The sequence below is a fragment of the Pyxidicoccus fallax genome (assembly GCF_012933655.1).
Taxonomy (GTDB): domain Bacteria; phylum Myxococcota; class Myxococcia; order Myxococcales; family Myxococcaceae; genus Myxococcus; species Myxococcus fallax.
This window is the reverse complement of the sequence record NZ_JABBJJ010000123.1, coordinates 1-25,348: the sequence shown is the minus strand read 5'-3', so window position 1 is coordinate 25,348 and position 25,348 is coordinate 1. Positions and strand designations below refer to the sequence as shown.

General features: G+C 68.9%; 18 protein-coding genes and 1 pseudogene. 6 read left to right on the top strand and 13 right to left on the bottom strand.

All coding sequences use genetic code 11. From position 1 onward, the window contains the following. Window positions 1-9: 9 nt before the first annotated feature. Window positions 10-2,388, bottom strand: a complete 2,379-nt coding sequence (locus HG543_RS25100) for a DNA gyrase/topoisomerase IV subunit A (protein ID WP_171818016.1) — start codon at window positions 2,386-2,388, stop codon at window positions 10-12. Window positions 2,389-2,674: 286 nt separating this feature from the next. Continuing rightward, on the bottom strand, window positions 2,675-3,373 hold the full coding sequence (locus HG543_RS25095; protein WP_169347381.1) for a hypothetical protein: 699 nt from the start codon (window positions 3,371-3,373) through the stop codon (window positions 2,675-2,677). Window positions 3,374-3,483: 110 nt separating this feature from the next. Here HG543_RS25095 and HG543_RS25090 point away from each other — a divergent pair, with 110 nt between their 5' ends. Continuing rightward, entirely contained in the window at window positions 3,484-4,140 is a 657-nt protein-coding gene (locus HG543_RS25090) for an MBL fold metallo-hydrolase (RefSeq protein WP_169347380.1), read from the top strand. Between the two features lie 103 nt (window positions 4,141-4,243). On the opposite strand, the gene HG543_RS25085 is transcribed toward HG543_RS25090, so the two are convergent. From HG543_RS25085 to HG543_RS25075, 3 genes are all read right to left on the bottom strand, one after another. Continuing rightward, a complete protein-coding gene (locus tag HG543_RS25085) occupies window positions 4,244-6,292 on the bottom strand; it encodes a M36 family metallopeptidase (protein WP_246357275.1) in 2,049 nt (682 codons plus the stop codon). Window positions 6,293-6,493: 201 nt separating this feature from the next. Further along, window positions 6,494-7,408, bottom strand: a complete 915-nt coding sequence (gene cysK, locus HG543_RS25080; protein WP_169347379.1) for a cysteine synthase A — start codon at window positions 7,406-7,408, stop codon at window positions 6,494-6,496. Between the two features lie 278 nt (window positions 7,409-7,686). Next, window positions 7,687-8,550 (bottom strand): alpha/beta fold hydrolase, encoded by an 864-nt coding sequence (locus HG543_RS25075; protein WP_169347378.1) that lies wholly within the window; start codon window positions 8,548-8,550, stop codon window positions 7,687-7,689. Between the two features lie 267 nt (window positions 8,551-8,817). On the opposite strand from HG543_RS25075, the gene HG543_RS25070 reads away from it, so the two are divergent. Then, a complete protein-coding gene (locus tag HG543_RS25070; RefSeq protein WP_169347377.1) occupies window positions 8,818-10,164 on the top strand; it encodes a carboxypeptidase-like regulatory domain-containing protein in 1,347 nt (448 codons plus the stop codon). A 64-nt stretch (window positions 10,165-10,228) separates the two neighbouring features. On the opposite strand, the gene HG543_RS25065 is transcribed toward HG543_RS25070, so the two are convergent. Continuing rightward, window positions 10,229-12,595: a gluzincin family metallopeptidase gene (locus HG543_RS25065; protein WP_169347376.1), complete on the bottom strand. Its 2,367-nt coding sequence runs from the start codon at window positions 12,593-12,595 to the stop codon at window positions 10,229-10,231. 243 nt (window positions 12,596-12,838) lie between these two features. On the opposite strand from HG543_RS25065, the gene HG543_RS25060 reads away from it, so the two are divergent. Continuing rightward, window positions 12,839-14,392, top strand: coding sequence for a glycosyltransferase (locus tag HG543_RS25060; RefSeq protein WP_343073427.1), 1,554 nt, complete (start codon window positions 12,839-12,841; stop codon window positions 14,390-14,392). Here HG543_RS25060 and HG543_RS25055 read toward each other — a convergent pair. Together HG543_RS25055 and HG543_RS25050 are read right to left on the bottom strand one after the other, a co-directional pair. Continuing rightward, window positions 14,378-16,210, bottom strand: coding sequence for a serine hydrolase domain-containing protein (locus HG543_RS25055; RefSeq protein ID WP_169347375.1), 1,833 nt, complete (start codon window positions 16,208-16,210; stop codon window positions 14,378-14,380). The two genes, HG543_RS25060 and HG543_RS25055, sit on opposite strands and share 15 nt — an antisense overlap. Window positions 16,211-16,425: 215 nt before the next feature. After that, entirely contained in the window at window positions 16,426-16,773 is a 348-nt protein-coding gene (locus HG543_RS25050; protein WP_169347374.1) for a BP74-related protein, read from the bottom strand. Between the two features lie 341 nt (window positions 16,774-17,114). Here HG543_RS25050 and HG543_RS25045 point away from each other — a divergent pair, with 341 nt between their 5' ends. Next, the gene (locus HG543_RS25045; RefSeq protein ID WP_169347373.1) at window positions 17,115-17,576 is read left to right on the top strand and encodes a hypothetical protein; all 462 of its coding nucleotides are present in this window, start codon (window positions 17,115-17,117) and stop codon (window positions 17,574-17,576) included. A gap of 32 nt (window positions 17,577-17,608) precedes the next feature. Here the strand turns inward: HG543_RS25045 and HG543_RS25040 are convergent, their stop codons facing one another. From HG543_RS25040 to HG543_RS25025, 4 genes and pseudogenes are all read right to left on the bottom strand, one after another. Beyond that, window positions 17,609-18,682, bottom strand: coding sequence for a DUF6891 domain-containing protein (locus HG543_RS25040; protein WP_169347372.1), 1,074 nt, complete (start codon window positions 18,680-18,682; stop codon window positions 17,609-17,611). Between the two features lie 18 nt (window positions 18,683-18,700). Further along, window positions 18,701-19,306, bottom strand: coding sequence for an imm11 family protein (locus HG543_RS25035; protein ID WP_246357274.1), 606 nt, complete (start codon window positions 19,304-19,306; stop codon window positions 18,701-18,703). A gap of 17 nt (window positions 19,307-19,323) precedes the next feature. Beyond that, a pseudogene (locus tag HG543_RS25030) lies at window positions 19,324-20,651 on the bottom strand (AHH domain-containing protein). Window positions 20,652-20,729: 78 nt separating this feature from the next. Then, on the bottom strand, window positions 20,730-21,467 hold the full coding sequence (locus HG543_RS25025; protein WP_169347370.1) for a M50 family metallopeptidase: 738 nt from the start codon (window positions 21,465-21,467) through the stop codon (window positions 20,730-20,732). Window positions 21,468-21,602: 135 nt separating this feature from the next. On the opposite strand from HG543_RS25025, the gene HG543_RS25020 reads away from it, so the two are divergent. Together HG543_RS25020 and HG543_RS25015 are read left to right on the top strand one after the other, a co-directional pair. Next, window positions 21,603-23,780, top strand: a complete 2,178-nt coding sequence (locus HG543_RS25020) for a S46 family peptidase (RefSeq protein ID WP_169347369.1) — start codon at window positions 21,603-21,605, stop codon at window positions 23,778-23,780. Continuing rightward, on the top strand, window positions 23,780-24,442 hold the full coding sequence (locus HG543_RS25015; RefSeq protein ID WP_169347368.1) for a DUF8685 domain-containing protein: 663 nt from the start codon (window positions 23,780-23,782) through the stop codon (window positions 24,440-24,442). Before HG543_RS25020 ends, HG543_RS25015 begins: the two co-directional genes overlap by 1 nt. Before the next feature lie 56 nt (window positions 24,443-24,498). Here the strand turns inward: HG543_RS25015 and HG543_RS25010 are convergent, their stop codons facing one another. Further along, the gene (locus HG543_RS25010; RefSeq protein ID WP_169347367.1) at window positions 24,499-25,278 is read right to left on the bottom strand and encodes a DUF6209 family protein; all 780 of its coding nucleotides are present in this window, start codon (window positions 25,276-25,278) and stop codon (window positions 24,499-24,501) included. Window positions 25,279-25,348 lie beyond the last annotated feature (70 nt).

Below are 25,348 nucleotides of genomic sequence, written 5' to 3'. Positions count from 1 at the left end.
GTCCTCTGGCTACTCCTTCTTCTCCGGCAGCGGGATGAAGACGATGGGCCGCACCACGTCCTCGACCGCGTCCTTCTTGGACATCTCGTGGCCCTTGCCGCCACGTCCCGTCACCTCGTACTTCGCCGGGGACAGGTGCAGCTTGCGGCCCTTCTGCGTCTCGAACTCCAGCTTCGCGTCCTTGTTGCTCGGCGGGACGGCGAGGAACTCGACCACCTGGTCGCCCTCGTCCAGCTTGATGACGGTGACGCCCTTGCCCGGGCCCGCCAGCTCGTTGACCTCCGCGACCTTGCACACCAGGGCGTTGGTCTTCTTCGACAGCACCGCGACGAGGTCCTTCTCGCCCACCGGCTGCACGCCGATGATTTCGTCGCCCTCGCCCGTCTTCGCGTAGCGACGGCCGGCGCGGGTGGAGACCTCCAGGTGCGGCTCCAGCAGGAAGCGCATGCCCAGGCCGTGCTTGGTGACGCCCAGCAGCTTCTCCGGGCGGTGCAGCCGCGCGTCCAGCGACAGGGCGGCGACCACGCGCTCGCCGTCGTCGAACTTGAAGAACTTCTGCACCGGCTCGCCGTAGCCCGTGGAGGCGGGCACGTCGTTGAAGCGCGTGACGTACGCGGTGCCGAAGTTGCTGAACAGCACCAGGTTGGCCTTCAGGCTGCCGGCCAGCACCGTCATCACGGCGTCGCCCTCGCGCAGACGCGTGGAGGCCGGGTCCTTCACCTCGCGCACGCGCTTGATCCACCCGTCGCGGGTGAGCACCACGTGGGCGTCCTCGTCCGCGATGAAGGCGTCGGCGCTGAACTCGACCTCTTCCGAGCCGGCGCCACCGATGCGGGTGCGGCGCTTGTCGTTGTACGCGGCCTTGATCTGCCCGAGCTCGTCCCGGACGGTGCCCCAGACCTTCTTCTTGTCCTTGAGGATGCCCTCGATGCGCTTGATTTCCGCGCGCTTCTCCTTGAGCTCCTTCTCGACGACGAGAATCTCAAGGCGGGCCAGCTTGTACAGCTTCATCTCCAGGATGGCGTCCACCTGGATTTCATCCATCTTGAAGCGCGCCATGAGCTTCTTGGCGGCGTCCTGCTTGCCCTCGGACTGACGGATGATGCGGATGATTTCGTCGAGCGCGTCGTAGGCCTTCTCGAAGCCCTCGAGGATGTGGACGCGCTTCTGCAGCTCGCCCAGCTCGTGCTGGAAGCGGCGGGTGACGACCTCGAAGCGGAAGTCGAGGAAGTACTGGAGGATGCTCTTGAGGTCCAGCCGGCGCGGCGTGCCCACCTCGGGGTTGTCCTCGCTGGGCACGAGGCAGGTGAGGTTGACGCCGAAGTTCGTCTGCAGCGGGGTGTGCTTGTAGAGGTACGCCATCACCAGCTCGGCGTTGGCGTCCTTCTTCAGCTCCAGGACGATGCGCACGTCCTTGGTGGACTCGTCGCGCACGTCGGTGATGAGCGGCAGCTTCCGGTCGCGCACCAGGTCGCCAATCTTGGCGACGAGGGTGGACTTGTTCACCGTGTAGGGGATGGAGGTGATGATGATCTGCTGGCCACCCCGCTTGAGTTCCTCCGTGTCCCACTCGCCACGGATGCGGACGCTGCCCTGGCCCGTCTCGTAGATTTCGCGCAGCTCCTTCTTGTCGTTGAGGATCTGCCCGCCGGTGGGGAAGTCCGGCCCCTTGACCCACTTGAGCAGGTCCTTGGTGAGCAGCTGCGGGTTTTCAATGAGCGCCACCAGCGCGTCCACCAGCTCCCCCAGGTGATGCGGGGGGATGTTGGTGGCCATGCCCACGGCGATGCCGGTGGTGCCGTTCATCAGCAACTGCGGCACGCGCGAGGGGATGATGATGGGCTCGTTGCGGGTGCCGTCGTAGGTGGGCCGGAAGTCCACCGTCTTGCTGTCCAGCTCCGACAAGAGCTCGGTGGCGAGCTTCTCCAGGCGGCACTCGGTGTAGCGGTAGGCCGCCGCGGCGTCGCCGTCCAGCGAGCCGAAGTTGCCGTGGCCGTCCACCAGCGGGTAGCGCAGCGAGAAGTCCTGCGCCATGCGCACGAGGGCGTCGTAGATGGACGCGTCGCCGTGCGGGTGGTAGCGGCCCATGATGGCGCCGACGACCTGGGCGCACTTCTGGTACTTGGAGTCGAACGACAGGTTCAGGTCGTTCCACATGCCGTACAGGATGCGGCGCTGCACGGGCTTGAGGCCGTCTCGCACGTCCGGCAGGGCGCGCGAGGTGATGACGGACAGGGCGTAGTTGATGTACCGGCGGCGCGCCTCGTCAGCGAGGGATGCCGGGACGGAGCTCTCTCCACCTCCACCGCCTGCGGCGGCGCCACCGCCGCCACCTCCGCCCGAGCCTCCCTGCTTCTTTCGCGTCTTCGTTTCGGCTTCTGCGAGCATGGTCATCAATCCAGGTGAGAACGCCTCGTACCCGAACGCGGCGCGCGGCCCGCGCACTCCTCACTCACTACCGGGTCCGGAGGTATGTAACAGGGCGCCGGGACTACCATGGCCCCCTGACATTGGGAACGAATTCGGGGGTTTGCGCACTCTCGGAGGACTCCCACCTATACGTCCGTCCAGTTCTGCGCTCCAGATGAACATCCCGCCAACCCCGCGAAATTCCGAGGTTGTGGGCCTGGCTGGCCGCTGTGAGGACGGGACGGTGGGTACGGGTGCGAGCGGACTACCCGTTGTCGTTGGACGCCTTGCCCCGGCCGGGGTCGGCGTCACGGGCGCGGCCCCAGCTGCCGCCCTTGAAGATGCGGACGCCCCGGTTTCCGGCGCCGCCGATCATCCCGGGGAGGGTGGCCTGGACGGCCTTGGCGCCCGGCGGCTGGTAGACGACGCGCATCTTGCGGGCGGAAGGGAGGGCGGGGCTGGTGGCGTCCACGAGGAGGTACACGGTCTTCTCGTCCACGTGGAGCCGCTCGGTGTCCTGGCGGTGGTTGAACTCGGCGATCAGCTCGCCGTCATCCACGGAGCGCGCGTCGTTGGCCAGCAGGCGCACCTTCACGCGCAGCCAGGTCTTCGGGGGCGCGCCCTCCTCCTCGGTGTACTCGCGCACACCCTGGATGATGATGGCCAGGTCCGCCCCGTTGGCCGCGGCCTTGTTCGGCAGTTGGAGGCCCGTCTGCTTGCTCGAGTCGGTGTCGAGCAGGAGGGTGGCGTTGGCGCAGCGCGTCTTGCAGCTCTCTCCCCAGGGCTCCCGGTCGAAGCGCAGGCGCATGGCGAAGTCGCTGCCCTGGGGGCCGAGCGTGGCGTCGACGATGACGGGCCGCTCGCCATCCGGGGGGGCGGTGTAGCGGAAGGTGGGGCGCTCCTTCGCGGCGACGCTCGTGCTGGCGAGCAGGGTGCAGACGAGCAACGGCAGCGGGGACTTCAAGGCGCGGACCTCCTCGGGGGCGGGGGAGGGGCGTATTCAAGTGGGAAGCCCGCCGCCACGGCAAGTCCCGCCCGTTAGAGTGGGGGGACAGTCACGGGAGGAATCGGCGGATGCGGACTCCGTATGTACGGCAGCTCAAGCTCGGGCCCATGGACAACTTCGTGTACCTCGTGGGGCCGGCGCACTCGGACGAGGTGCTGGTGGTGGACCCCGCCTGGGACGTGGACGCCATCCAGGAGGCGGTGAAGGCGGAGGGCAAGCGGCTGGTCGGCGCCTTCGTGTCGCACTGCCACTTCGACCACATCAACGGGCTGCCGGATTTGCTGTCGCGCCACGACATCCCCGTGTACGCGCAGCGCGAGGAGGTCCAGTTCTCCGCGGAGCTGCGCGAATTGGGCGGCGCGCTCAGGCCGGTGGGGCCGGGGGACGTGGTGAAGGTGGGTCAGGAGTCCTTCCAGGCGCTGCACACGCCGGGGCACACGCCGGGCTCGCACTGCCTCCTGGCCGGCGACGCGCTGGTGTCCGGGGACACCGTGTTCATCAACGGCTGCGGCCGGTGCGACATGCAGGGCGGCAACCCGGAGGACATGTACCGCTCGCTGTCGCAGGTGCTGCTGAAGGTGCCGGACACCGCGAAGCTGTGGCCGGGGCATGACTACGGGGACGTGCCGGTGACGTCCATGGGCGAGGTGCGCCAGAAGAACCCGTACTTCGCCTTCAATGACGTGGGCTCGTTCGTGGCGTTCCGGATGCGGCCGCGCAAGTAGCGCGCGGGGCGGTTGAAAAACGAAGGGCCGGGCGGCTCCCCTGGGGAAGCCACCCGGCCCGGAGCCGGTCACCCGTCAGGTGCTACGGGGTGCCGGAGGCAGGTCAGCAGCCGCTGGGCACCGCGAAGCCGTTGGTCGGCGTGGTGCTGGCGGAGCCGCCGGAGACGGCGTCGGTGCCGAGGCCGAAGGCGGCGAACGACCGCCACAGGCGGCAGACGTCCGCGCCGGCGTTGATGGAGGTGGCGGCCTGGATGATGCCGTCACGCACCTGGGTGAAGGTGGGGCTGCACGGCGTGTTCTTCATGCCCTGGATGAAGTAGCGCATGAAGCGCTGGTTACCCGCGGTGCCCGCCGCGTTGTACAGGTCGGCGCTGAAGCCGTACTGGCCCACGAGCCCCCAGTACGCCTCCCACATCGCCTGGGTGAACACGGAGCCCACGCCGTGCGGGACGGCCATGCCGTTGATGCTGGCGTAGGTCCACGTGTTGACGGCCGGGTCCGTGCTGTAGCGCTGGGTGCGGATGCCCACGCCGGTGGTGGGCTGGTTCAGCGCGTACGTGCCCACGCCGCGGCCCTGGGTGGCGGTGTCCGTGGGGCGGGCGGTGAACCACAGCGAGAAGAAGTCGCTGATGCCCTCGCCCGGCTGCTGCCGGTTGGAGAGGCAGGACACGTTGCTCGGGCCGCCGACGAGGCGGTTGGAGATGCCGTGGCCGTACTCGTGGACGATGATGCCCGAGTCCAGGTCTCCGTCCTTGTCCGGCGTGGGCGCCGTCCAGATGTACATCTGCATGCGCGGGGGCGAGCCGTCCGGCGGGGTGGAGAAGTTGGCGTTGTTGCTGCCGCCGCCGTCCTGCGCCTCGGCGCGCACGTAGTCGTTGCCCGCGCCGCCGCGGCCGTAGTTGTTCACCTGGAAGTTGCCGCCCGCCTCGTTGAACCCGTACTGGTACGTGACGTCGTGGATGATGTTGTTCCAGTAGAACAGGTTGGTGACGGCCGCCGGGATGTACGTGGACGGCGCGGCCGTGAGGTTGATGGCGAAGACGCAGTTGAGCGTGGCGCCGCAGCTCGGCTCGGACGCGGGCGGCGCGTTGTTGGCGTCGCGGTCCTCGTACGCGTGGACGTTGTTGCCGCGCGGAATCTGGTACTCGGCGCCGGCCACGCCGTTGGTGTCATGCCAGCCGTAGGGCGAGGCCAGCGAGTTGGCGGGGTTGGTCACCGTCACGCGGCCGTCCGAGGGCGGCAGCGGAGAGGTGTGGTTGGGGCTCTCCACGGGCACCGGGTAGACCTTGTACGAGTCCGAGGCCACCCAGTCGAAGCGCGTCCACACCTCGCCGGTGTTCGCGTCCACCGTCACGTCGTAGTCGTGCTGCAGGTCCGGGGTGTGGACCTGGAAGCGCCAGGCGAGGCGCGCCTCGCCGCGGCGCACCGGCACCACCACCAGCTCCGCGTCGATGGGCTCGGTCGACAGGCCCTCCACCTCCACGCGGGTGCGCTTGCTCACGCTCGCCTCGGGCTTCAGCGCCCGGGGCGTGCCCCGCAGCTCAACACCCAGGTGCTTCGCGAGGCCGGCCACCGCCTCGCCCGCGCCCAGGCGCGGCTCCACGCTGGCCAGCGACGTGTCCAGCGACGAGAGGAAGTCGCTGTGCACGCCGAGGATGCGGCCTTCCGCGTCCACGTTGAGCTGCAGCTGCGCGTTGTAGACGGGCAGCCCCTTGTGCGTCTGGCGCAGGTAGATGTTGGTGATGCCCGTGTCGCGCGAGTAGACGCGGTCCGTCACCTCGAGCTGGGTCAGGTCACGCAGCTCCAGGCCGAGCGCCTCGTGGTGCTTCTGGACGAAGTCCAGGCCGATGGCCAGCGGGTCACCGCTGCTCGGGCCGGTCAGCGCGCCCACGGGGTTGGTGAGAGAGCGCACCACGCCGCGCGACTCGTCCACCTCCACGAGCAGGTCCGGGATGCTCTGGCGCAGCGCCGCGACGGACGCCCGCTGCGACACCGAGAAGCCGAAGCGCGCCTGCGCGTTGTACGCGTCGCGCGCGTCGTAGTTACGGCCCTCGTGGCCGTCCTCCGCGGCGGCCAGCGCCGCTGGGCCCGTGAGGGCCCCCATCACGAACACCGCGTGAAACAGACGCCTTCGGTAGAGACCTGAGGACATGTCGTGCTCCTGCGCTGCGGGGTGGTCCGCCCGCCGTGAATGCGAGCGGTGACTCGCAGCGAAGGAATACACACTTTATGTGAAAAGCCAATATGTCCCGTTTGTCACGTTTTTGCGGTCTTGAGGTAATTATTCCACCGGGTGGCCGCGCACCCGGGAGGCGTGCCCGGGCGCGTCACATGTCTGCGTCAAACTTCAATGTCAGACGAAGAGCGTCTCGATGGAGAGGTAGCGCTCGCCGGTGTCGTAGTTGAACGTGAGCACGCGGCTGCCGTCGGGAATCTCGCCCAGCTTGCGCTGCACGGCGGCGAGCGAGGCGCCCGAGGAGATGCCGAGGAAGATGCCCTCCTCCTTCGCGGCGCGGCGCGCGAAGTCGAAGGCCTCCTCCTCGGGAACCTGGATGATGCCGTCGAGCACGTCGGTGCGAAGAATCTTCGGGACGAAGCCGGCGCCGATGCCCTGGATGGGGTGCGGGCCCGGCTGGCCGCCGCTGAGCACGGGGGACTTCGTGGGCTCCACCGCGAACACCTTCAGCTTGGGGAAGCGGTCCTTGAGCACCTCCGCCACGCCGGTGATGTGGCCGCCGGTGCCCACGCCGGTAATCAGGTAGTCGAGGCCCTCGGGGAAGTCCGCCAGGATTTCGCGCGCGGTGGTGCGCTTGTGGACCTCCACGTTGGCGTTGTTCTCGAACTGCTGCGGAATCCACGCGTTGGGCGTCTGGGCCGCCAGCTCCTGCGCGCGGGCGATGGCGCCCTTCATGCCCTGGGCGCGCGGGGTGAGCTCCAGCTTCGCGCCGTAGGCGGCCATGAGGCGGCGGCGCTCGATGCTCATGGACTCGGGCATGACGAGGGTGAGCGAATAGCCCTTCACCGCCGCCACCAGGGCCAGGCCGATGCCGGTGTTGCCCGAGGTCGGCTCGATGATGACGCTGTCCTTCGTGAGCACGCCGCGGGCCTCGGCGTCTTCAATCATCGACAGGGCGATGCGGTCCTTGATGCTGCCACCCGGGTTGGAGCGCTCCAGCTTCGCCCAGACCTCCACCCGCGAGGGGAACAGGCGGTTGATGCGCACGTGCGGGGTGTTGCCGATGGTCTGCAGGATGGTGTTGGCCTTCATGGGGACTGCCTCCAGGGTGGGAAGGAACTGCGGGACGTGAAAATGGAAGCGGCCCGACACCTCGTTGGAGGGCGGGCCGCGCGAGCGACGGGGAGATTTCAGGGACGCTCTACGCGCTCTCCCAGTGCTCGGGGCCCGCCAGACAGCAGGCACACGCCACGCGGCAGCAGCAGCAGCACTGAGCGCCAGTCGTGGTGAGCGGGAGAGTCATCCACCGGCGACTATGAGCCGCCGGGCCCGGGGCCGTCAACCACCATGCCTGGGAGTGTAGGCTGTCCTCATTCCCGGATGAAGGCGAGCAGGTCCTGGTTGATGACGTCCTTGTTCACCGAGCACATGCCGTGGCTGAAGCCCGGGTAGACCTTCAGCTTCGCGCCCTTCACCAGCTCGGCGGTGAGCTTCGCCGAGGCGTCGAGGGGGACGATCTGGTCATCGTCGCCGTGCATCACCAGCGTGGGCACGTCGAACCGGGCGAGGTCGGCGCGGAAGTCCGTCTCCGAGAAGGCCTTGATGCAGTCGAACTCGGCCTTCAGCCCGCCCATCATGCCCTGCATCCAGAAGCTCTCGCGCAGGCCCTCGGACACCTTCGCGCCCGGGCGGTTGAAGCTGTAGAAGGGAATCGTCAGCTCCTTGAAGAAGGTGGAGCGGTCGTTCCGCACGCCATTGCGGATGCCGTCGAACACCTCGCGGGGCAGGCCGTTGGGGTGCCAGTCCGTCTTGAGCATGATGGGGGGCACCGCGCCGATGAGCACGGCCTTGGCCACGCGCGACGTGCCGTGACGGCCGATGTAGCGAGTCACTTCGCCGCCGCCCGTGGAGTGACCGACGTGGACGGCCTTCTTGAGGTCCAACGCCGCCGTCAGCTCGGCGAGGTCGTCCGCGTACGTGTCCATGTCGTGCCCGTCCCACGGCTGCGACGAGCGGCCGTGGCCGCGGCGGTCATGCGCGATGGTGCGGTAGCCCTGCTCCGACAGGAACAGCATCTGGTCCTCCCACGCGTCCGAGCTGAGCGGCCACCCGTGGGAGAAGACGATGGGCTGGCCGTTCTTCGGGCCCCAGTCCTTGAAGTAGAGCTGGGTGCCGTCCCGGGTGGTGAGGAAGCTGCCGGAGATGCGGCTGGAGGGGCGCGTGGGCGTGTCCATGGGGAGTCCTTTGAGGCGTGAGTGGATGAATCGCCATCAGATTGCGCCTTGGCGGTCCGCGCCGCCTCCCTCGTCCCAGGGAGCCCTGGCTCCCTTCCCCAGGTGAACCCCGGGTCACACGCTGTTGAGTCCCGAACATCTCCCGGTCCCCACTGAATCACCCGGAGTGCGTGTTTTTCACTTCTTCATCTACCTTGGTCCTGTTTCACGCTGAGTGCGTCAGTGATTGCTCCCGTGAAACATCACCCCAGATCCCGAGGTCTCGCCATGGCAGCGATGAAGACGTGGTGTCTCGCTTTGTTGATTCCCGCGGTGTTTTCGCTCGGATGCGTGGAAGGCCCGGAGGCCGCGAGCCCCGAGCCGGTCCGAGAGAGCGAGTCCGCCCTGGCGACCGTCTCCTTCTCCGGCACGGTGAGGGACCCGGAGGGCCGGCCCATCGCCGCCGCGAGCGTCGTCATCAACGGCATCGCCCGGACGACGGATACCAGTGGCCGCTACTTCCTGGCGCTGCCGTCGACGACGAACGGCTACATCGTCAACGTGAGCAAGACGGGCTTCGCGCCGCTGACGCGGTACCTGAGCGGCGGCACCCTCAACAGCGTCCTCGTCCTGCCCCGGGCGACGGTGCGGCAGTTCAGCGCCACGCAGCCCATCGCGTTCGAGACGGCGGACGTCCAGGTGAACATCCCCGCGGGCTCGCTGGTGGACGCCGCCGGCAGGCCGGTGACGGGCACGGTGCTGGTGTCCGTGGCCAGCTACGCGCCGCTCGCCATGCCGGGCGACTTCACGGCGGTGAACTCGAAGGGTCAGACGGTGGCGCTCGAGTCCGTGGGCGCCTTCTTCATCGGCGCCACCGACAGCACCGGCGCCGCGGTGAACCTGGGGCGTGACCGGACGGCGCAGGTCGTCCTCCGCGTGCCCCAGCAGGTCGGCCGCATGCCTCCCTGCGTCTTCGAGAACCGCTGCCGCCTGGCGATGTGGCGCTTCGACGGCACCATCAACCGCTGGGTCGAGCAGCGCGCCAACCTGAGCGCCGGCACCGCCTCCACCACCTTCACGCTGATTGGCGGCCCCCCGTCCACCCCCAGCTCCGTGCTGCCCACCAACGGGGGTCTCGGCACCTGGAACGCGGACCTCGAATTCACCACTCCCGCGTGCACCATCGTCGAGCTCGTGGGCTTCCCCCTGGCTTGCTACAACCCGGCGGGCGCCCCGGTGGAGCCGGGCATCACGGTGAACCTGCAGCTGCAGAACGCGGCCAACACCTGGATTCCGAAGACGGACACCGTCACCTCCAGCATCCCGTTCTTCGTCATCTACAACAGCCGCCCCTTCGTGGAGCAGGAGGTCGGCATCTCCTTCCCGCCGGGCGCACCCGCGTCCTGCGGCAACTGGCCCACCAACTTCAACATCACCTCCACGCCCGCTCCGACGGACCCCACCTACCCGCTGTACACCGGCACCGGTGGCTTCACCCGGTTCGACTCGGGGGCGCCCTGGGGCGGCATCGGCTTCCCGGACAAGGTCAACACGCCGGGCGTCGACATCGACTTCGGCGACATTCCTGGCAACCACCCGTGCAACTCGACGGTGACCTTCACGTACACGCCGTAGCGTGAGGGGAAGGCCCGGCGCGACCGCGTGCGGCTCGCGGTCGCGCCGGAGTCCCGGCCGGCGCTCAGGTGGGCGTCGCGCAGGTGCAGACGGAGGCCTTGCCGAAGCAGGCGTTGCTGCTGGCGGGGACGATGGAATAGCAGTACTGCCGCCCGGCGGTGACCTCGCCATCCGTGTAGGTGGTGCTCGTGACGGTGGCGGTGCGGGCCTTGCCGTAGCTGCACGCGGCGAAGCCGTCCGACTTCATCACCCAGTACTGGCCGGCACCGGCCACCGGGCTCCACTGCAGCGTCACCTGGCCCGCGCCCGCCGTGGCGATGAGGGTGGGCGCCGCGGTGGGGCCGCTCGCGCAGCCGGTGTTGGCGGGCGCCGGCGCGGCGCACGCGATGTTGTGGCGGTTGAAGGCGGCGTGGATGGCCGTCATGTGCGGCGTGCCGTCGTTGATGTTGCCGTTGTCGTCGTCCGCCGCCAGCCACTGCATGTAGCCGTTGGTGGCGCCGCAGCCGTCGGACGTCCCGGCCGTGCAGTTGCAGGCGTGCCAGGAGCCGATGTTGCCGCTGCCCTGGTAGAAGAGCTTGTTGCCGATGGTGAGCGCCGTGTTGGCGTCGAAGCTGAAGGGCGCGGCCCTCAAGTCACGCGCCACCAGGTCCCACGCGGCCTGCCGCACGGGAGACGCCGCGCAGTGCACCTGCCGCCCGCAGGGGCCCGAGCCGGTGCCGCAGCTGGGGCACACGAAGTTCTGGGGCGTGGCGGGCGTGTTGTTGGCGTGGGCCGCCCAGTCCGCGTCGCGCACGCCCGAGCAGCGGGTGGTGCACCACGCCGGGCCCACCTGGGCCTCGTTCACGTTGTAGCCCGTGCCGTCCGGCGTCATGCCGCAGCCCTGGTCCACCGTCTGGTAGAAGCCGTAGCCCACGCACGAGGTCGGCAGCCGGTAGATGGCCGCGATGTCCGCGTACGCCTCGCTGGAGTTGCTCAGGGTGCCCGCCACGTCGTTGTCATCCAGGCCGTGGCCCCACTCGTGGTCGAACACGGCGGCGATTTCGCCCGTGTTCCGGCAGCCCCCGCCGCTGCGGAAGAAGTTGACGGTGCTCCCGTTCCAGAAGGCGTTGCAGGTGCTGACGATGTTCATGTTGGACGTGAGCTGGCCCTGCAGCCACAGGTTGCCGGGCAGCCAGCCGCGGGCGAGCTCGGCGATTCGGTTGAGCTCGTAGTAGGCGCTGCGCGACGAGGCCGTGTTGCCCGCGGAGAAGGCGGGCGTGGTGCAGTCATGCTGCCCGGTGACGCCGCCCAGGTTGATGGAGCCCGCGGCGGAAGCGGTGATGGGGCCGCAGCCGTCCAGCACGCGGACGTACCGGCCACTGAGCGTGGTGGTGGTGGTGCCGGCGGTGTAGTCGAAGACGCCGGCGCTGTCCGTGTAGTCGTTCGGGAACGCGAAGCCCGTGTCCGCCCACGGCATGGGGGTGTTGGCGAAGCTGATGCCGCAGGTGGACGTCCCCGTGCAGGTGTCCGTGTTGGTCAGCGGGTAGACGCCGCCCTTGATGGTCGCGTCGGCGTAGTGGTTGTCATCCTCGAGCGCGAGCACCTCGCCCCGGGTGGCCTCCACCGTCACCTTCCAGCGCTGGACCTCGCCCGCCAGCTGGAAGCCGTAGCTCCAGACGAGCTGGTGCTGGTAGCCCGCGCCGAAGGCGCTGTCCCGGCTGGCCATCGGGACGATTTCCAGCGTGGGCTCCTTCCAGAGCGCCGGAGGGCTCTCGAACAGGCCCAGGTGCTCGTTGCCCGTCAGCATCGCCTGGTCCGCGGGCACCAGCGGGAGGGGCGCGAGCCGGACGTTGCTCCAGGACTCGGTGCCCAGCAGGACGAGGTTGCCATGGCTGAGGGTGGCCGCCAGCCGCCCGTGACGGACGGGGATTCCCTCGTGCTGCTGGGGAATGGAGACCTGCCAGAGATGCTCGGTGACCTGCTCCACCCGGGGCTCTCCCAGCTGGCGCACGTCCACGCCGAGCGCGGCGTGGTGGGCCTGGATGAACTGGACGACCCGCTCGGCGACGACGGCCGCGTCCACCCGCGAGACGGAGCGCCCGAGCTGCTTGCGCAGCTCCTCCAGGGTGAGCTTGTTGCCCACGCCGTCTCCCGGGATGAGGGGGACGGCGCCCATGATGTTGGTCGCCGTGCCCGTCGTCGGGTCCACGTAGACGCGGAAGTCGCGGCCGTTGCGCGCGAAGAAGTCCTCCCAGGCCGTGGCCGCCGGGCGGCCCATCCTCGGGAGGGCTTCATCCAGCGGCAGCTGCGAGCTGGGGATGGACAGCTCGGGCTTGAAGAAGGCCTGGCTCGCCAGCGCGCTCCGCGCGGAGGGCGCTTCGGGCGTGAAGGCCCAGGCGGGTAGCGACAGCAGGACGGAAAGACAGACGGCTGTTCTCGAGACACGACGCATGGGTGCTCCTTGTCGCGGGCAGGACTGGCTGAAACAGGGATTCCGATGACAGGGATTGAGATGCGGAATCCCTGAATTTCTTATATTCCTGTTTCACTTACAGTGCGGGCTGGGCGGGCAGGGGGAGTGTCCACGAGTCGACAGTGGCCGCCGTGGCACCCGTCGCCTCCATGCCGGCTGTCCGTGGGAGCCATGCATCGCAATCGGGGGAGCGCCCATCTTCCGGTGGGAGGAAGTCCTTCGGTGCCACAAGCGCAGACGAGCATGAGCGGGGAGGGCGCGCGGGCATTCGCGGGCTGGCCGCAGGGCATGACCGGCACGCTGAAGCCCTTCGAGGTCCACGTCCGCGCCGAGCCCCTCACGTGCTTCGAGTCCGTGGTGGGCCAGGAGGGCTGGCGTGCGCTCATGGCGCATGCCGAGCGGACGCGCACCCGCATGGCGGGCCGCACCTTCTGGAACGTGAACACCACCGCGCGGGGCGGAGGCGTGGCCGAGATGATTCCCCGGCTGCTCGCCTATGCCCGTGGGGCGGGAGTGGACGCGCGGTGGATGGTGCTGGAGGGCACGCCCGAGTTCTTCCGGGTGACGAAGCGGCTGCACCATGCGCTGCACGGCTCGCCCGGGGACGGCTCACCGCTGGGCCTGGCCGAGCGGGCGCTCTACGACGAGGTGCTGCGCGACAACGCGGAGGAGTTGCTCGCCCTGGTGCGGCCGGGTGACCTGGTGTTGCTGCATGACCCGCAGACGCTGGGGCTGGCGCCGGCGCTCGCGGAGGTGGGCGCCGGCGTGGCGTGGCGCTGTCACGTGGGCAGCGACCTTCGCAACGCCGAGGTGGCGCGAGCGTGGGAGTTCCTCGCGCCGGGGCTGGCCGCCGTGCGGCTGGCGGTCTTCAGCCGCGCCTCGTACGTGCCGCCGCAGTGCGCGGACCGCGCGCTCGTCATCCGGCCCTCCATCGACGTCTTCGCGGTGAAGAACCAGTCCATGGCGCCCGACGTGGCCTGCTCCATCCTCGCGCATACGGGACTGCTGGGGGATGGGGCCTGCGTCATGGAGCCCGCCTTCATCCGGGGCGACGGGGTGCCGGCGCGGGTGTCGCGCGGGGCGGACATCATCCGGCTGGGCTCGGCGCCCGCGCGGGACACGCCGCTGGTGGTGCAGGTGTCGCGGTGGGACCCGCTGAAGGACCCGGCGGGCGTGCTGAACGGCTTCGCCCTGCTCGCGCGAGAGCACCCCGGCCTGCGCGCGGAGCTGGTGCTCGCGGGGCCCGCGGTGACGTCCGTCGCGGACGACCCCGAGGCGGCGTCCACGCTCAACGCCGTCGTCGAGCGATGGCGGGGGCTGCCGCACCTGCTGCGCCAGCGCATCCACCTGGCGTGCCTGCCGATGAAGGACGCGGAGGAGAACGCCGCCATCGTCAACGCGCTCCAGCGGCACGCGGCGGTGGTGGTGCAGAAGAGCCTGCAGGAGGGCTTCGGGCTCACCGTCACCGAGGCGATGTGGAAGGAGCGCCCCGTGGTCGCCAGCGCGGTGGGCGGCATCCAGGACCAGATTGTCCACGGCGTGAATGGCCTGCTGGTGCGGGACGCGAGCGACCTCGCGGAGTTCGCCGCCGAGGTGCGCACGCTCCTGTGTGACCGCGAGCTCGCCGCGCGCCTGGGGACACGGGCCCGTCAGGACGTGCTCGACCACTTCACCGGCGCCCGTCACCTCGGGGACATCTCATTCCTGATTGAGCAGCTGGATGCGCGCGCGCCGGTGGGCGTTGCTCCCGAGCACGGCGCGCTACCACCGCCATAGCGCGAACGAGAACAACCCGAACGTGGCGAACCAGAGGCTCAGGCACACGGCGGACGCGGACCCGAGCAGGCAGCGCCACCTCGCCACGGCCACGGGCTCCTGCCGCCAGGTGCGCACGCTGAGGACGAGGCCGGCCACACCGAAGGCCGGGAACAGCACGGATGCCGCCCAGACCCCCACCGTCTGCCAGTTCATGTGCGCGAGCAGGGTCCACTCCAGGTTCGCCGCGCAGACGATGCCGAGCACCAGAGACAGCAGGGCGAGGCTCGGCAGGCGGCGCACCCAGCGGTTGCGCAGCGAGGCGCGGCGCCCGAAGGGCGTGCTCAGCAGGAGGGCGAGGGACAGCAGCACGCTCGCGAGCGGGAGGACCGCCGCCGCCATCGAGGTGCGCCGCAGGTAGTCGCCTCCCAGCTCGAGCCCCACGGCCGCGCCACTCTCGTCACGGACCACGACCCCGTTGACCACGTCGCCGTAGTCGACGTCGGAGAGCCGGCCCTCGCCGTGGTGCTTCAGCGTCGCCTGGTAGCCGAAGCCCGGCAGGGGAGGTTCGACGCTCAGCGTGTCGCCCTTCGCCGTCACACGGGCCGTATCGAGCAGATAGGTGGGCAGGCTCAGCAGCGAGATGCGTGGGTTGGCGTAGCGGTACCAGCCGTCGACATCGCTCTCGATGGGCCGGAGGGTCGGCGCCGACGGCTTCCACTGCGTCTGGTGGGAGATGAACGCGGCGAGCGGCTCCTCGAGCTTCCTCAGCTCGTTGTCGCTGTTGAGCAGCAGCACGTAGCCCAGGCCCTGCTCGGCGTGGAAGTGCATGCTCGCCTTGCCTCCCAGCACGCCGCCCGCGTGGCCCTGCCAGAGCAGGCCCTGGATGATGCGATGGTGGAGCCCCAGCCCCGCGCCGTAGGCGAGGCCCTCCCGGGTGCCCACCGTGCCCTGTGCCTGCTTCATGAGGCGGACGGTCTCCGGTCGCAGCACCCCGGGGGCGGAAGCGCCGTCGGTGAGAATGAAGCGGCCGAGCCTGGCCAGGTCCGTCGCCGTGCACCACAGCGCTCCGTCAGCCTGGGTCTGCTCGAAGAACACGGGGGTGCGGTGCATGTCGGAGCCGCTGTGTCCCGGGGCATGGTCTCGCCGGGCGGCTTGCGTGCCGAGGGCGGCGACGTGCGTGATGCCCAGCGGCTTCAGGACCCGTTCCGAGACGACGTCTTCCCAAGGCTTCTGGTAGTGGGCCTCCAGGATGGCGCCGAGCAACACGTAGCCCGGGTTGCTGTAGCCCTCGTGCCTGCCGGGCCGCCAGCGCACCACCAGCGGCTCGGGATGCTGGAGGCTGCTCTCGAGGTGGCGGCCCCGCCGCTCGACGGGGCTGAAGAACGCCTTGATGTGCGTGTCGTCGAAGCCCGCGGTGTGGGTCAGCAGGTGGACCACGCGGACCGGGTCGCTCTCGCCGAAGGGATTCTCGATGGGGGCCTCGGGCAGCAGCTCCGAGACGGGAGTCTGGAGTCCGAAGTGGCCCTGCTCGACGAGCTGCATGATGGCGATCGCCGTCACCGTCTTCGTGATGGAGCCGAGCCGGAAGAGCGTGCCATCGGTGACGGGGGCCCGGGTGCCGCTGTCGGCCAGCCCGATGACTCCGCTGAGCACGGTTCCCTGGCGGTCGAACACCGCGTAGCTCGCGCCGGGGATGTGGTGCTCCTCCAGCAGCGTGGTCAGGGACTGCCGCAGCTCGGCCTCTGTTGCCGGTCCCGGCTGCGCGGGGGCGGTTGTCGCGAGGGCGAGCGTCGGGATGAGCAGGGCGAAGGCCCACAGGGGGGCGAGGCGCTTCATTGATTCTCCGGGAGGGCGGGCGCTGAAGGAGCCCGAGCACGTGCTCGGTCAGCGCTGACTACGACGCGGCCCCCGGACCATTTCGTGGCGACGACAGAAAATTCGAGCGACGCGCGCCGAGGAGACGCGGTCGTTCCGGGAACGGCCCGGGAAGCCCAGCCCCTTCATCGGGAAGCCCGTATCCTCGATGACGAGGGCCCCCGAGCCCGGCAACTTCAGTGCGTGACCGTGACTTCGCGCTTCAGCCGGGAGTCCCACGGGCACCAGATGCGGCCCGGGAGGAAGGCGCCTCCGGCCTCGTCCAGGTGGTCCTCGACATACCGCATATTGGCATCACAGACCTCGATTGCCATCTGGAAGAAGCGGATGGATTCCGGCCGGAGATGGAAGCTGAAGTTGGGGTTGTATGGCTTCTGGCCCATCAAGATCTGGCCCATGACATGCGTCTCGCTCGTTTCCCTGCCGGCGAGGATGTCGCGTGCCTTTTTGATTGTCGCCTCGTCGGTGACCTCGAAGATGAACTCCTGATCCTGGCCTTGCATGAATGAGAAGTACGCGGACATGGTGGCTCCCATGGAGGTGGGTCTTGTTGAATGGATAGACGACCGGATGCCTCGATAGGAGGGTGCACATCCATGGAGCTGTGTTGAACTGACAGACAGTTTGGCGTGTGCTCGATTCGTCGCGGGTGGCCAGCCCTAGGGCACGAGGGGGCTCCTGCTTCGACTCCCACTCGCTGGAGTCCGCACCCACCCAGGCCTTCCTCCGCTCGCCGCCGTACTCGGCAATCCATCACTGCACGGCCGAGACCTACCCAGGTTCGATGTGAGAAAGCCCGGGCAGCGCCCACTCTCCGTCCTCCAGTGCATCGGGCCGTGATGGCCCGAAACGAAGGAGGGGGAGCATGAAGCGACTCCAATGGTACGTCATGGGAAGTGTCCTCACGGCCGGTCTCCTGGGACTTGCGCACGAGGCATCTGGCGAGACTCTCGAGGCGGAGCATTCGGCGAATTCCCAATGCAGGCCGCGCATCCTGAAGGGCCACTACGTCTATGCGACTGATGGGTACATCGTGAGTGGGTCCGAGCGGGTCCCCTTCGCTCAGGCCGGTCATGATTTCTTCCAAGGGGACGGGACCTTTACCGGTTCGGCGACCATCAGTACCAATGGTGAGATCACGCGCGTCGTCTACACGGGCACCTACACCCTCAAGCCGGACTGCAGCGGCACCGCGACGCTCACCGACAACCTCGGAGTCACTTCGCACTTCGACATGTTCGTTTCGAAGAACGGGACGGAGGTGACCTACGTCCAGACCGACGCCGGCTACGTCAGCTCCGCCTTCGAGAGACGACGGGACTACTAGTACGACCTGGTGCTCGATGCCCGGCCTCCGCGCTAACGCCCCATTGCGCGGAGCTGTTCGAGGACGCCCTGCCTCACGGCCCGCACGGTGGGCAGTTCCATGAAGCGGCGGTCGGTCTCCATGTCGAGGAGGCGTGCGTATTGCTCATCCTGGGCCTGGGCCAGGTAGTCATCGTCCTTCAGGTAGAAGACCTGGAAGATCAGCTCATCTCCGGGCTCGATGCCTCCCTTGAGCACGGCGTTGAGCTGCGAGCAGAACCGCTCGTTCACGGCCACGGCCGGGTCGTCGGAGCGCTGCTCCACGGCCGTGATGGTGCGGAAGATTTCGACCCTGTCCTGCTCCGGGTCGTAGTGGGCTTCGAAGGCGAACTGCGCGCCGTAGTGCTTCCGGGCCATGTCGCTGAAGAAGCCTTCGAGGGCGGCGATGGCGTCCTCTCGCGAGACGCCTCGCTCGTGCATCGCGCCCTGGATGACCCGCTCACAGCTGAAGCGGGTGGGCGGAGGAGACTTCTGGGCGGCCTGCGTCCAGCGGCGCTTGCGCCAGTCGAAGGGCGGGATGTGGATGCGCTGCTCGACGCTCCCGTTCCACTCGGTGGGGACGCCGTGGCGCGCGAGCGTCTCGCGGACCTCGTGGGCGATGGCGAGGCTCGCGGCGTCGTCGTCGGACGGGTTGCCGTCCGCGTCCAGGGCACCGAAGGCGAGCCAGAGGCCCGCGCCGAGCACGCCGCGCTCGACGTCCTGGCCATGGAAGAAGGTGGCGCCGCGCATGGGCTCGTAGCTGTACTTCGCGACGTTGCCGACGTCCTCCCAGCCCTCGGATTTGGTGTAGCCGGCGTTCTCCAGCGCGACGATGCCGCGGCTGTTCAGCTCGTCGAAGGCGCGGGTGATGGCGTCATTGACGGTGGGCTCGGTCCACCGCGCTTCCGCCGCGCGCTGCTCATCAAGGAGGCGCCGGGCGTAGGAGGGGAGCGACTCGTGCTCGCTGGAACCTTCTTCGAGGTCCTCCTCGGCGTGGGCGAGAATCTCCTTCTCGTCGATGTAGCCCCCGAGGACAGCCACCTCGATTCGCGAGCGGAGGTGCTCCCACTGCTCTTCATGCGTCGGCATCTCGGTGAGCCTACACCGCTATGTCCTGGGAGGCTGTGAGGTACGGGGCCCGAGGACCCCAGTGACTTCCTGGAATCTCATCCCGGTGAGGGCCTCGCGCTCCAATGCGTCCTTGATGTCCTGCGAAACGATGAGCGAGATGGTCCATCCCCACGTTCGGAACACCCTGGCATCTCCGACCTTGTTCGGGTCGATGCGCATGCCAGCAACCGCCCGGTACCTGCCGACCTTCTCCGGCCGGCCGTCCTCCGGCTTCCAGTAGCGCACCTCTTCCGAGGCTTCGTCGTCGATGCACCTCACCAGTCGGGTGACGTTGACGAGGAAGTAGGGCTCCCGCCGGGTGTCCACCTCCGCTGGGAAGAGCTGCACGTCATGGGGAGCCAGGCTGGACAGGAGCGTCGCCACCCTGGCGGTCACGACAGGGACGGCTCCGGCATCCGCGAGCGAGAAGTCGAGGCTCCTGCCGGGCTGGTAGATGGGAACTCGAAGTGGCCCCTCGACCTGGACTCCTTCTCCGCGCATGAACAGCCATGACCCGGCGTCCTGCCCCTGGGCATCCGTGGGCGTGCCCAGCTCCCAGCGCCCGGGGATGTCCATGTCATCGGAGAGTTTGAAGTACCGCATCGCCACGAGGCTCCTGCTCATTCCGTTCGGGTGACCAGCTTGTTAAGTCGGGAGCCGGGGGTGCGGATCTCCCGCGCCAGGTCCCTCAACTCCAGCACGAGGGCCTCCCTACATTGCTCAATGGTCCGGCAGGACTGGGTTGCATCTCTCAATCGTTCAAAAATTTCCTCATGATACTTCCGGGGGTGCGGCCCCTTGTGCCCACTGACGCGGACCGTGTTCTCCGCATCGTCCAGGGACATGCCGGCCTTGTCGAAGAGTTGCCTGAGCCGGGGGGACCAAGGCCCCCCTGATGGGGGGACTTCCACCACTTGTTCGTGGCGATGTGGTGCTCGTGCTCGTCGGTCTCCACCGGCGTGGTCACGGCCACCGCGCCCGGGTCCAGGGCGATGGTGACGACGCCGCCCGGAGCCACCGACACCGACGTCACCTGTCCCGCCGCCGACAGCCGTAAGCCTCCCTGCTCCACGCCGACCAGCGCTGCCTGGGCGGAGCCCGGCAGGGTGGGAATCCTCGTTGCCAGCGTCTGGGCCGTGCTGCCGAGAGCCGCCATCGCCAGCATGACGAAGACGCGCGCCGCGTTGCCGCCCATCACCGCGCCGTAGCGTTCGCCCGCGTCACGGAGTTCATCAAAGGTGGTGGCCGTCTCCACCTGGGCCACCAGCACCCGCCAGCCCTGGATGAGGCTCCACACCGTGTCCCAGCCGAGGTACGCGACGAGGCCCACCGTCAGGACCGCGGCCAACCCCTTGCTCACGGGCTCCGGCAGCAGCCACAAGCCGAAGTACACCGCGCCCGTGGTGGCCAGCATGGCCACCATCGTGTCCCGGTTCGTCAGGCCCTCCAGTGCTTCGCGGATCTCGTCCCACACGGTGTCGAGGGCGATACGGAAGGCCAGCGTTCGCTTGCCCTCGTCATCGAGCATGACGTCTTCATCCAGCAGGTGCAGGCAGTCGCCCATCAGCTTCTGCCGGTGACACCAGCGCCCATAGGCGTTCACCAGCTCCGTGGCGGCGTTCGGCTCCTCCGATAGGACGAGACGGCCTCGTCCAGGCTCCTCCACCGAGACGAGGCCCAGTCGCCTCCGCCCCATGTATGGCTCACGTGGGACGTCGAAGCGTCTCAGCACCGCGGCCTTCGGGTGCTCGGACCCGTGAACCGTGTTCGCCAGGCTTCTCACCGCGTCCGCGAAGTCGTCGTCATCCAGCGCCACCGGCGCCGTATCGATTCGCGGCGTGAGGACGAAGGGCGTCCCGTCACCTGTGTCGAGATGCACTGTCCTCGCCGTGGCGCAGCCGGTGAGGAGGCACGCCAGCAGTAGGGGACACCACGCTCGTGGTGGCATGACTTCTCCTGTTCCCGGCTTCCTTCAGCTGAAGCACTGAAACCGAGAATACAGGAAAAAGCAGAAATGCCAGTCCGGTCACACCCTCCGCGCCCGCGTGGGCACCTTGGGCATCTGCATTCCGCGCGGCTTCGCGTGCATGGACCAGTACGCGGCGACGACCAGCAGGCCCACGGCCAGCAGCGTCCACAGCGCGGCCCACACCACCGAGGGAATCCACGTCAGGTCCGCCAGCAGCGCCGCATCACTCTGCGAGCGCACCGCGCTGTTCCACAGGTCGTCCCTCAAGTCGAACACCGCGTACAGCGCGGTGAACGCAGCGAGGAACAGGTTCAGCGCATCCACCGCGCCGTCGGGCAGGAACTTCGCCGCCAGCCCCAGCACCAGCGCCGTGCCCAGGCAGAAGAGCAGGGTGAACCCGTCACCCCCGTACAGCATCCCCATCACCGCGAGCCACACACACGCCGCCCCCAGCACCCAGCGCCGCAGCCGGAAGCGGAACGTCGCCAGGAGCAGCCCCGCGCCCGCCACCGCGCTCCCCAGGTAGCCCCCCGAGTACACCGCCACCTGCGCCAGGAAGCCCGGCGGCAGCCGTGACAGGCAGGAGCCCGACTCGTTCGCCGCCAGGTGGATCTTGTCCACCGAGCCCCCCACCAGCAGGGTGGCCAGCGCATGCCCGCTCTCGTGCATCATCACCACCAGCACCTTGAGCGGCCACAGGACGGGCGAGTACCAGAAGTACCACCCCACCCCCAGCATCAGCAGGAGGAGGGCCAACCGGCCGAAATCAAGCTGTGCTCCGCTGGCCGTCTTCATCGCTTGCTCCCCTCCTGGGACACCCCAACACTTAAGCCCGGTCCGCCTTCCCGGAAAATCCCCCGTCCCATGGCGCAAAGCGTTGCATGAAACAAGGTCGCCTGCGGGCGCCGGACGGGGTAGGGAAGGGGCACCATGAAGAAGACGCTCCTCCTCCTGTCGCTCGTGGCGGCTCCGGCCCTGGCCGGTGAAGGCAAGTGGACTCCCCAGCAGGTCCTGGAGCTGGATCCGGCGTGGCTTCGCGCGCAGGGCCTCCAGGTGCCTCCCAAGAAGCTCTGGGACCCCCAGCGCGGCACCGGCCTGCTCGCCGGCGCCGTGAATGTCGGGGGCTGCTCCGGCGCGTTCATCGCTCCCTCCGGCCTCGTCATCACCAACCACCACTGCGCCTTCGGTGTCATCCAGGAGCACAGCACCCCGCAGCGGGACCTCATCACCGACGGCTTCCTCGCCTCCAAGCGCGAGGACGAGCTGCCCGGCAAGGGCTCCCGCGTGCAGGTCCCCCGCAGCTTCAAGGACGTCACGAAGGACGTCCTCGCCGCCGTGCCCGCGGGCGCCGATGACCTCGCGCGCTTCAAGGCCATCGAGCGCAAGCAGAAGGAGCTCGTCGCCGAGTGCGAGAAGCGCCCCGCCACCCGCTGTCAGGTGGCCTCGTTCGACGGCGGTCTCAACTACACGCTCGTGGACGCGGTGGAGCTGGCCGACGTGCGCCTCGTCTACGCCCCGCCCCGCGCCGTGGGCGAGTACGGCGGCGAGGAGGACAACTGGATGTGGCCCCGCCACACCGGTGACTTCGCCATCCTCCGCGCGTACACCGCGCCGGACGGCGCGTCCGCGCCCTACAGCGACAAGAACGTCCCCTACAAGGCGGAGTTCTTCTTCCCCCTGGCCACCGAGGGCGTGAAGCCCGACGACTTCGTCATGGTGCTGGGCTACCCCGGCGTCACCTGGCGCGCGCTGCTCGCGGAGGAGATGGCCGAGCGCCAGTCCCGCCTCTACCCGCGCATGCGCGACGTGTTCGGCGAGGCCATCCGCATCCTCGAGGAGGAGGGTGACAAGGACGCCGCCGGCAAGATTGCCGTCGCCTCGCAGCTCAAGAGCCTGCACAACGTCCACAAGAACGCGGGCGGCCAGCTCGCCGGCCTCAAGCGCGGCCGCATCGTGGAGAAGCAGCGCGAGTCCGAGGCCGCCGTCGCCGCCTGGGCCCAGAAGAACGGCGCGAAGTGGGCCGAGGCCATGAAGGCCCGCGAGGCGCTCCTGGCCGAGCAGGCCGCCACCGGCAAGGTGTTCGAGCGCGAGTTCCTCCTCGGCTCCACCGGCCGCCTCGCCCGGGGCCCGGCCCTGGCGGTGACGGTGTCCCGCCTCGCCGCCGAGCGCGCCAAGCCGGACCTGGAGCGCCGCCCCGAGTACATGGAGCGCGAGATGCCGCGCCTCAAGGACCGCCTGGAGCGCGAGCAGAAGAACCTCTTCCTCCCCGCGGACAAGAAGCTCCTCCAGGCCTTCGTCCGCCGCGCCCAGGCGCTGGGCCCCGACGAGCGCATCGCCGCCGTGGACAAGCACTTCGGCAAGACGTTCTCCGAGAAGGACGTCGCCGCGAAGATCGACGCCATGTACGCCGGCACCAAGGTCCTCACGCTCGCCGAGCGCATGAAGATGGCGGGCGAGACGGTGGCGCAGCTCGAGGCCCGCAAGGACCCGCTGCTCGCCTTCGGCCTGGACCTGGCGAAGGAGCTCACCGCGCTGGACGACGTGAAGGACCGCCGCCAGGGCGCGGCCATGCGCCTGCGGCCCGAGTGGCGCAAGGCGGTGCTCGCGCACGCCGGCAAGCCCGTGGCCCCGGACGCCAACGGCACCCTGCGCGTCACCTTCGCCAAGGTGCAGGGCTATGCGCCGCGTGACGGCGCCCTCTACACGCCGCAGACGACGCTGTCCGGCCTCCTGGCCAAGCACACCGGCGAGGAGCCCTTCGACGTGCCGGAGAAGGTGTCCCAGGTCGCCGAGGCGAAGCGCTTCGGCACGTGGATGGACCCGCGCCTCAAGGACGTGCCGGTGAACTTCCTCGCCAACGCGGACACCACCGGCGGCAACTCGGGCAGCCCCACCGTCAACGGCAAGGGCCAGCTCGTGGGCGTCAACTTCGACCGCGTCTGGGAGAACGTGGCCAACGACTTCGGCTACAACCCGGACGTGGCCCGCAACGTCAACGTGGACGTGCGCTACATCCTCTGGACGCTGGACCAGGTGGAGAACGCGGACGCGCTCCTGCGCGAGCTCGGCGTGCGCAAGGGCAAGCCCACGGTGCAGGAGACGCGCTGATGTCGGACGCCGCGGACGGTTCCTCGCCTCCATTTCCGGTCTTCAAGCCGGAGGAGCGGGTGTGCGCCAACTGCAAGCTGTTCAGCCCGCACTCGGTGGAGGAGCGCCGGGGGTGGGTGGGCGCCTGCCGGCTGCACTCGTGGCGCGGACTGTTTCCTCCGTCCGCGCCCGTCTGCGACAAGTACGTGCCCCGGGGGAGCGCCACGCCCCCCGCGGCCTCCACGCCCGCGCGCGAGCGGACCGCGCGCAACGTGGCGCCCGTGGTCGTCCGGCGCCGCGTGGACCCGAATGAAGTGGTGGACCTGGAAGGGCTGAGCATGACGCGTGAAGAGCTGATGGACATCTTCCGGGAGGCGTCCGGCATGGTCGACGCGCCGCCCCTGGCCAACAAGTGGGAGGGCGGCACGCTGCGCCTCGTCCCCGCCAACCCGGAGCTCCAGGCGAAGGACCTCCCCATCGACAACCTGTTCCACAAGGTCGTCATGGTGCGCGACAGGCTGCGCGTGCTGGAGCAGAAGCTCAACGCGCACCCGAAGCTGACGGACGCGGAGAAGGTGGAGATGCAGAGCTACATCACCCGCGTCTACGGCTCGCTCACCAGCTTCAACCTCCTCTTCAAGGACAAGGCCGACCAGTTCGTCGGCTCCAAGGGCGACGAGTAGCCCCACACGCCGCGTGCCGCGAGGGATGGCGCCCTCGCGGCACGCTGGCCCTCACGTCACGGCACCAGCGTGAAGCGGTAGTTCTGCCCGTAGGCCGAGTCCCACGTCTGGCACGACGTGCGGTCCCAGTTGCGGAACCACAGCTCCAGGAGGCTCGCGCTGGCGGGGGCGGTGATGACGGCCGGCACCTGCTCGCGGCCGGACATGCCCACCACCTGCGTCAGCGGCGCCGTCTGCACGGTGCCCCCGTCGAAGCGGTACTGCGCCTCCACGTCCCACGTCTGGAGGCCGTTGTACGTCTGGCGGCAGCCGGACAGCCGGGTGATGTCGTAGTCCACCGTCACCGTGCCGCCCTGCTTCAGCGTCCCGTAGACGGCCGTCGTCCAGTCCGCGCCGAAGACGATGCGCGGGCCGCCCACGTCGAAGCGGAAGTTGTTGCCGTAGTTCGAGTCCCACTCGCGGCAGCCCCACCGGTTGGAGATGTGGAACCACAGCGCCAGGCTGCCGTTCTCCGGCAGGTCCAGCACCGCCTCCGGAGACTGGCCCGGGTAGTTCGCCCCACCGCCCGCGTAGAAGCTGCCCACCGTGCCGTCGTTGAGCTGGTAGCTGCCGGTGACGGACCAGGCCGGGTTGCCATTGATGGTGCCGCGGCAGCCTGGCAGCCGGTCCGTGTCATAGATGATTTTCACCTGCCCGCCGGGCACCAGCGGCGCGGACTGGACGATGCTCCAGCCCGCCGAGCCGTCGTTGAAGGTGATGGTGGGGATGGACGTCTGGGCCGCCGCGGCCGTGCCGAGCAGCAACAGCGGAAGCATCAGGAGCGAGGAACGACGCATGAAGGACTCCCGGGAAGCAGGGATGGGAAAGACGGACCGGGTGCCCCCCGGGCCGTGAGGGCGGGAGGGC

What these genes read in the sequence shown, in the direction of transcription:
- HG543_RS25070 (WP_169347377.1), top strand. Translation starts at nt 8,818, where the DNA reads ATGGCAGCGATGAAGACGTGGTGTCTCGCTTTGTTGATTCCCGCGGTG.
- cysK (WP_169347379.1), bottom strand. Translation starts at nt 7,408, where the DNA reads ATGAAGGCCAACACCATCCTGCAGACCATCGGCAACACCCCGCACGTG.
- HG543_RS25040 (WP_169347372.1), bottom strand. Translation starts at nt 18,682, where the DNA reads ATGCCGACGCATGAAGAGCAGTGGGAGCACCTCCGCTCGCGAATCGAG.
- HG543_RS25065 (WP_169347376.1), bottom strand. Translation starts at nt 12,595, where the DNA reads ATGCGTCGTGTCTCGAGAACAGCCGTCTGTCTTTCCGTCCTGCTGTCG.
- HG543_RS25015 (WP_169347368.1), top strand. Translation starts at nt 23,780, where the DNA reads ATGTCGGACGCCGCGGACGGTTCCTCGCCTCCATTTCCGGTCTTCAAG.
- HG543_RS25055 (WP_169347375.1), bottom strand. Translation starts at nt 16,210, where the DNA reads ATGAAGCGCCTCGCCCCCCTGTGGGCCTTCGCCCTGCTCATCCCGACG.
- HG543_RS25020 (WP_169347369.1), top strand. Translation starts at nt 21,603, where the DNA reads ATGAAGAAGACGCTCCTCCTCCTGTCGCTCGTGGCGGCTCCGGCCCTG.
- HG543_RS25025 (WP_169347370.1), bottom strand. Translation starts at nt 21,467, where the DNA reads ATGAAGACGGCCAGCGGAGCACAGCTTGATTTCGGCCGGTTGGCCCTC.
- HG543_RS25010 (WP_169347367.1), bottom strand. Translation starts at nt 25,278, where the DNA reads ATGCGTCGTTCCTCGCTCCTGATGCTTCCGCTGTTGCTGCTCGGCACG.
- HG543_RS25035 (WP_246357274.1), bottom strand. Translation starts at nt 19,306, where the DNA reads ATGCGGTACTTCAAACTCTCCGATGACATGGACATCCCCGGGCGCTGG.
- HG543_RS25045 (WP_169347373.1), top strand. Translation starts at nt 17,115, where the DNA reads ATGAAGCGACTCCAATGGTACGTCATGGGAAGTGTCCTCACGGCCGGT.
- HG543_RS25100 (WP_171818016.1), bottom strand. Translation starts at nt 2,388, where the DNA reads ATGCTCGCAGAAGCCGAAACGAAGACGCGAAAGAAGCAGGGAGGCTCG.
- HG543_RS25050 (WP_169347374.1), bottom strand. Translation starts at nt 16,773, where the DNA reads ATGTCCGCGTACTTCTCATTCATGCAAGGCCAGGATCAGGAGTTCATC.
- HG543_RS25075 (WP_169347378.1), bottom strand. Translation starts at nt 8,550, where the DNA reads ATGGACACGCCCACGCGCCCCTCCAGCCGCATCTCCGGCAGCTTCCTC.
- HG543_RS25085 (WP_246357275.1), bottom strand. Translation starts at nt 6,292, where the DNA reads ATGTCCTCAGGTCTCTACCGAAGGCGTCTGTTTCACGCGGTGTTCGTG.
- HG543_RS25090 (WP_169347380.1), top strand. Translation starts at nt 3,484, where the DNA reads ATGCGGACTCCGTATGTACGGCAGCTCAAGCTCGGGCCCATGGACAAC.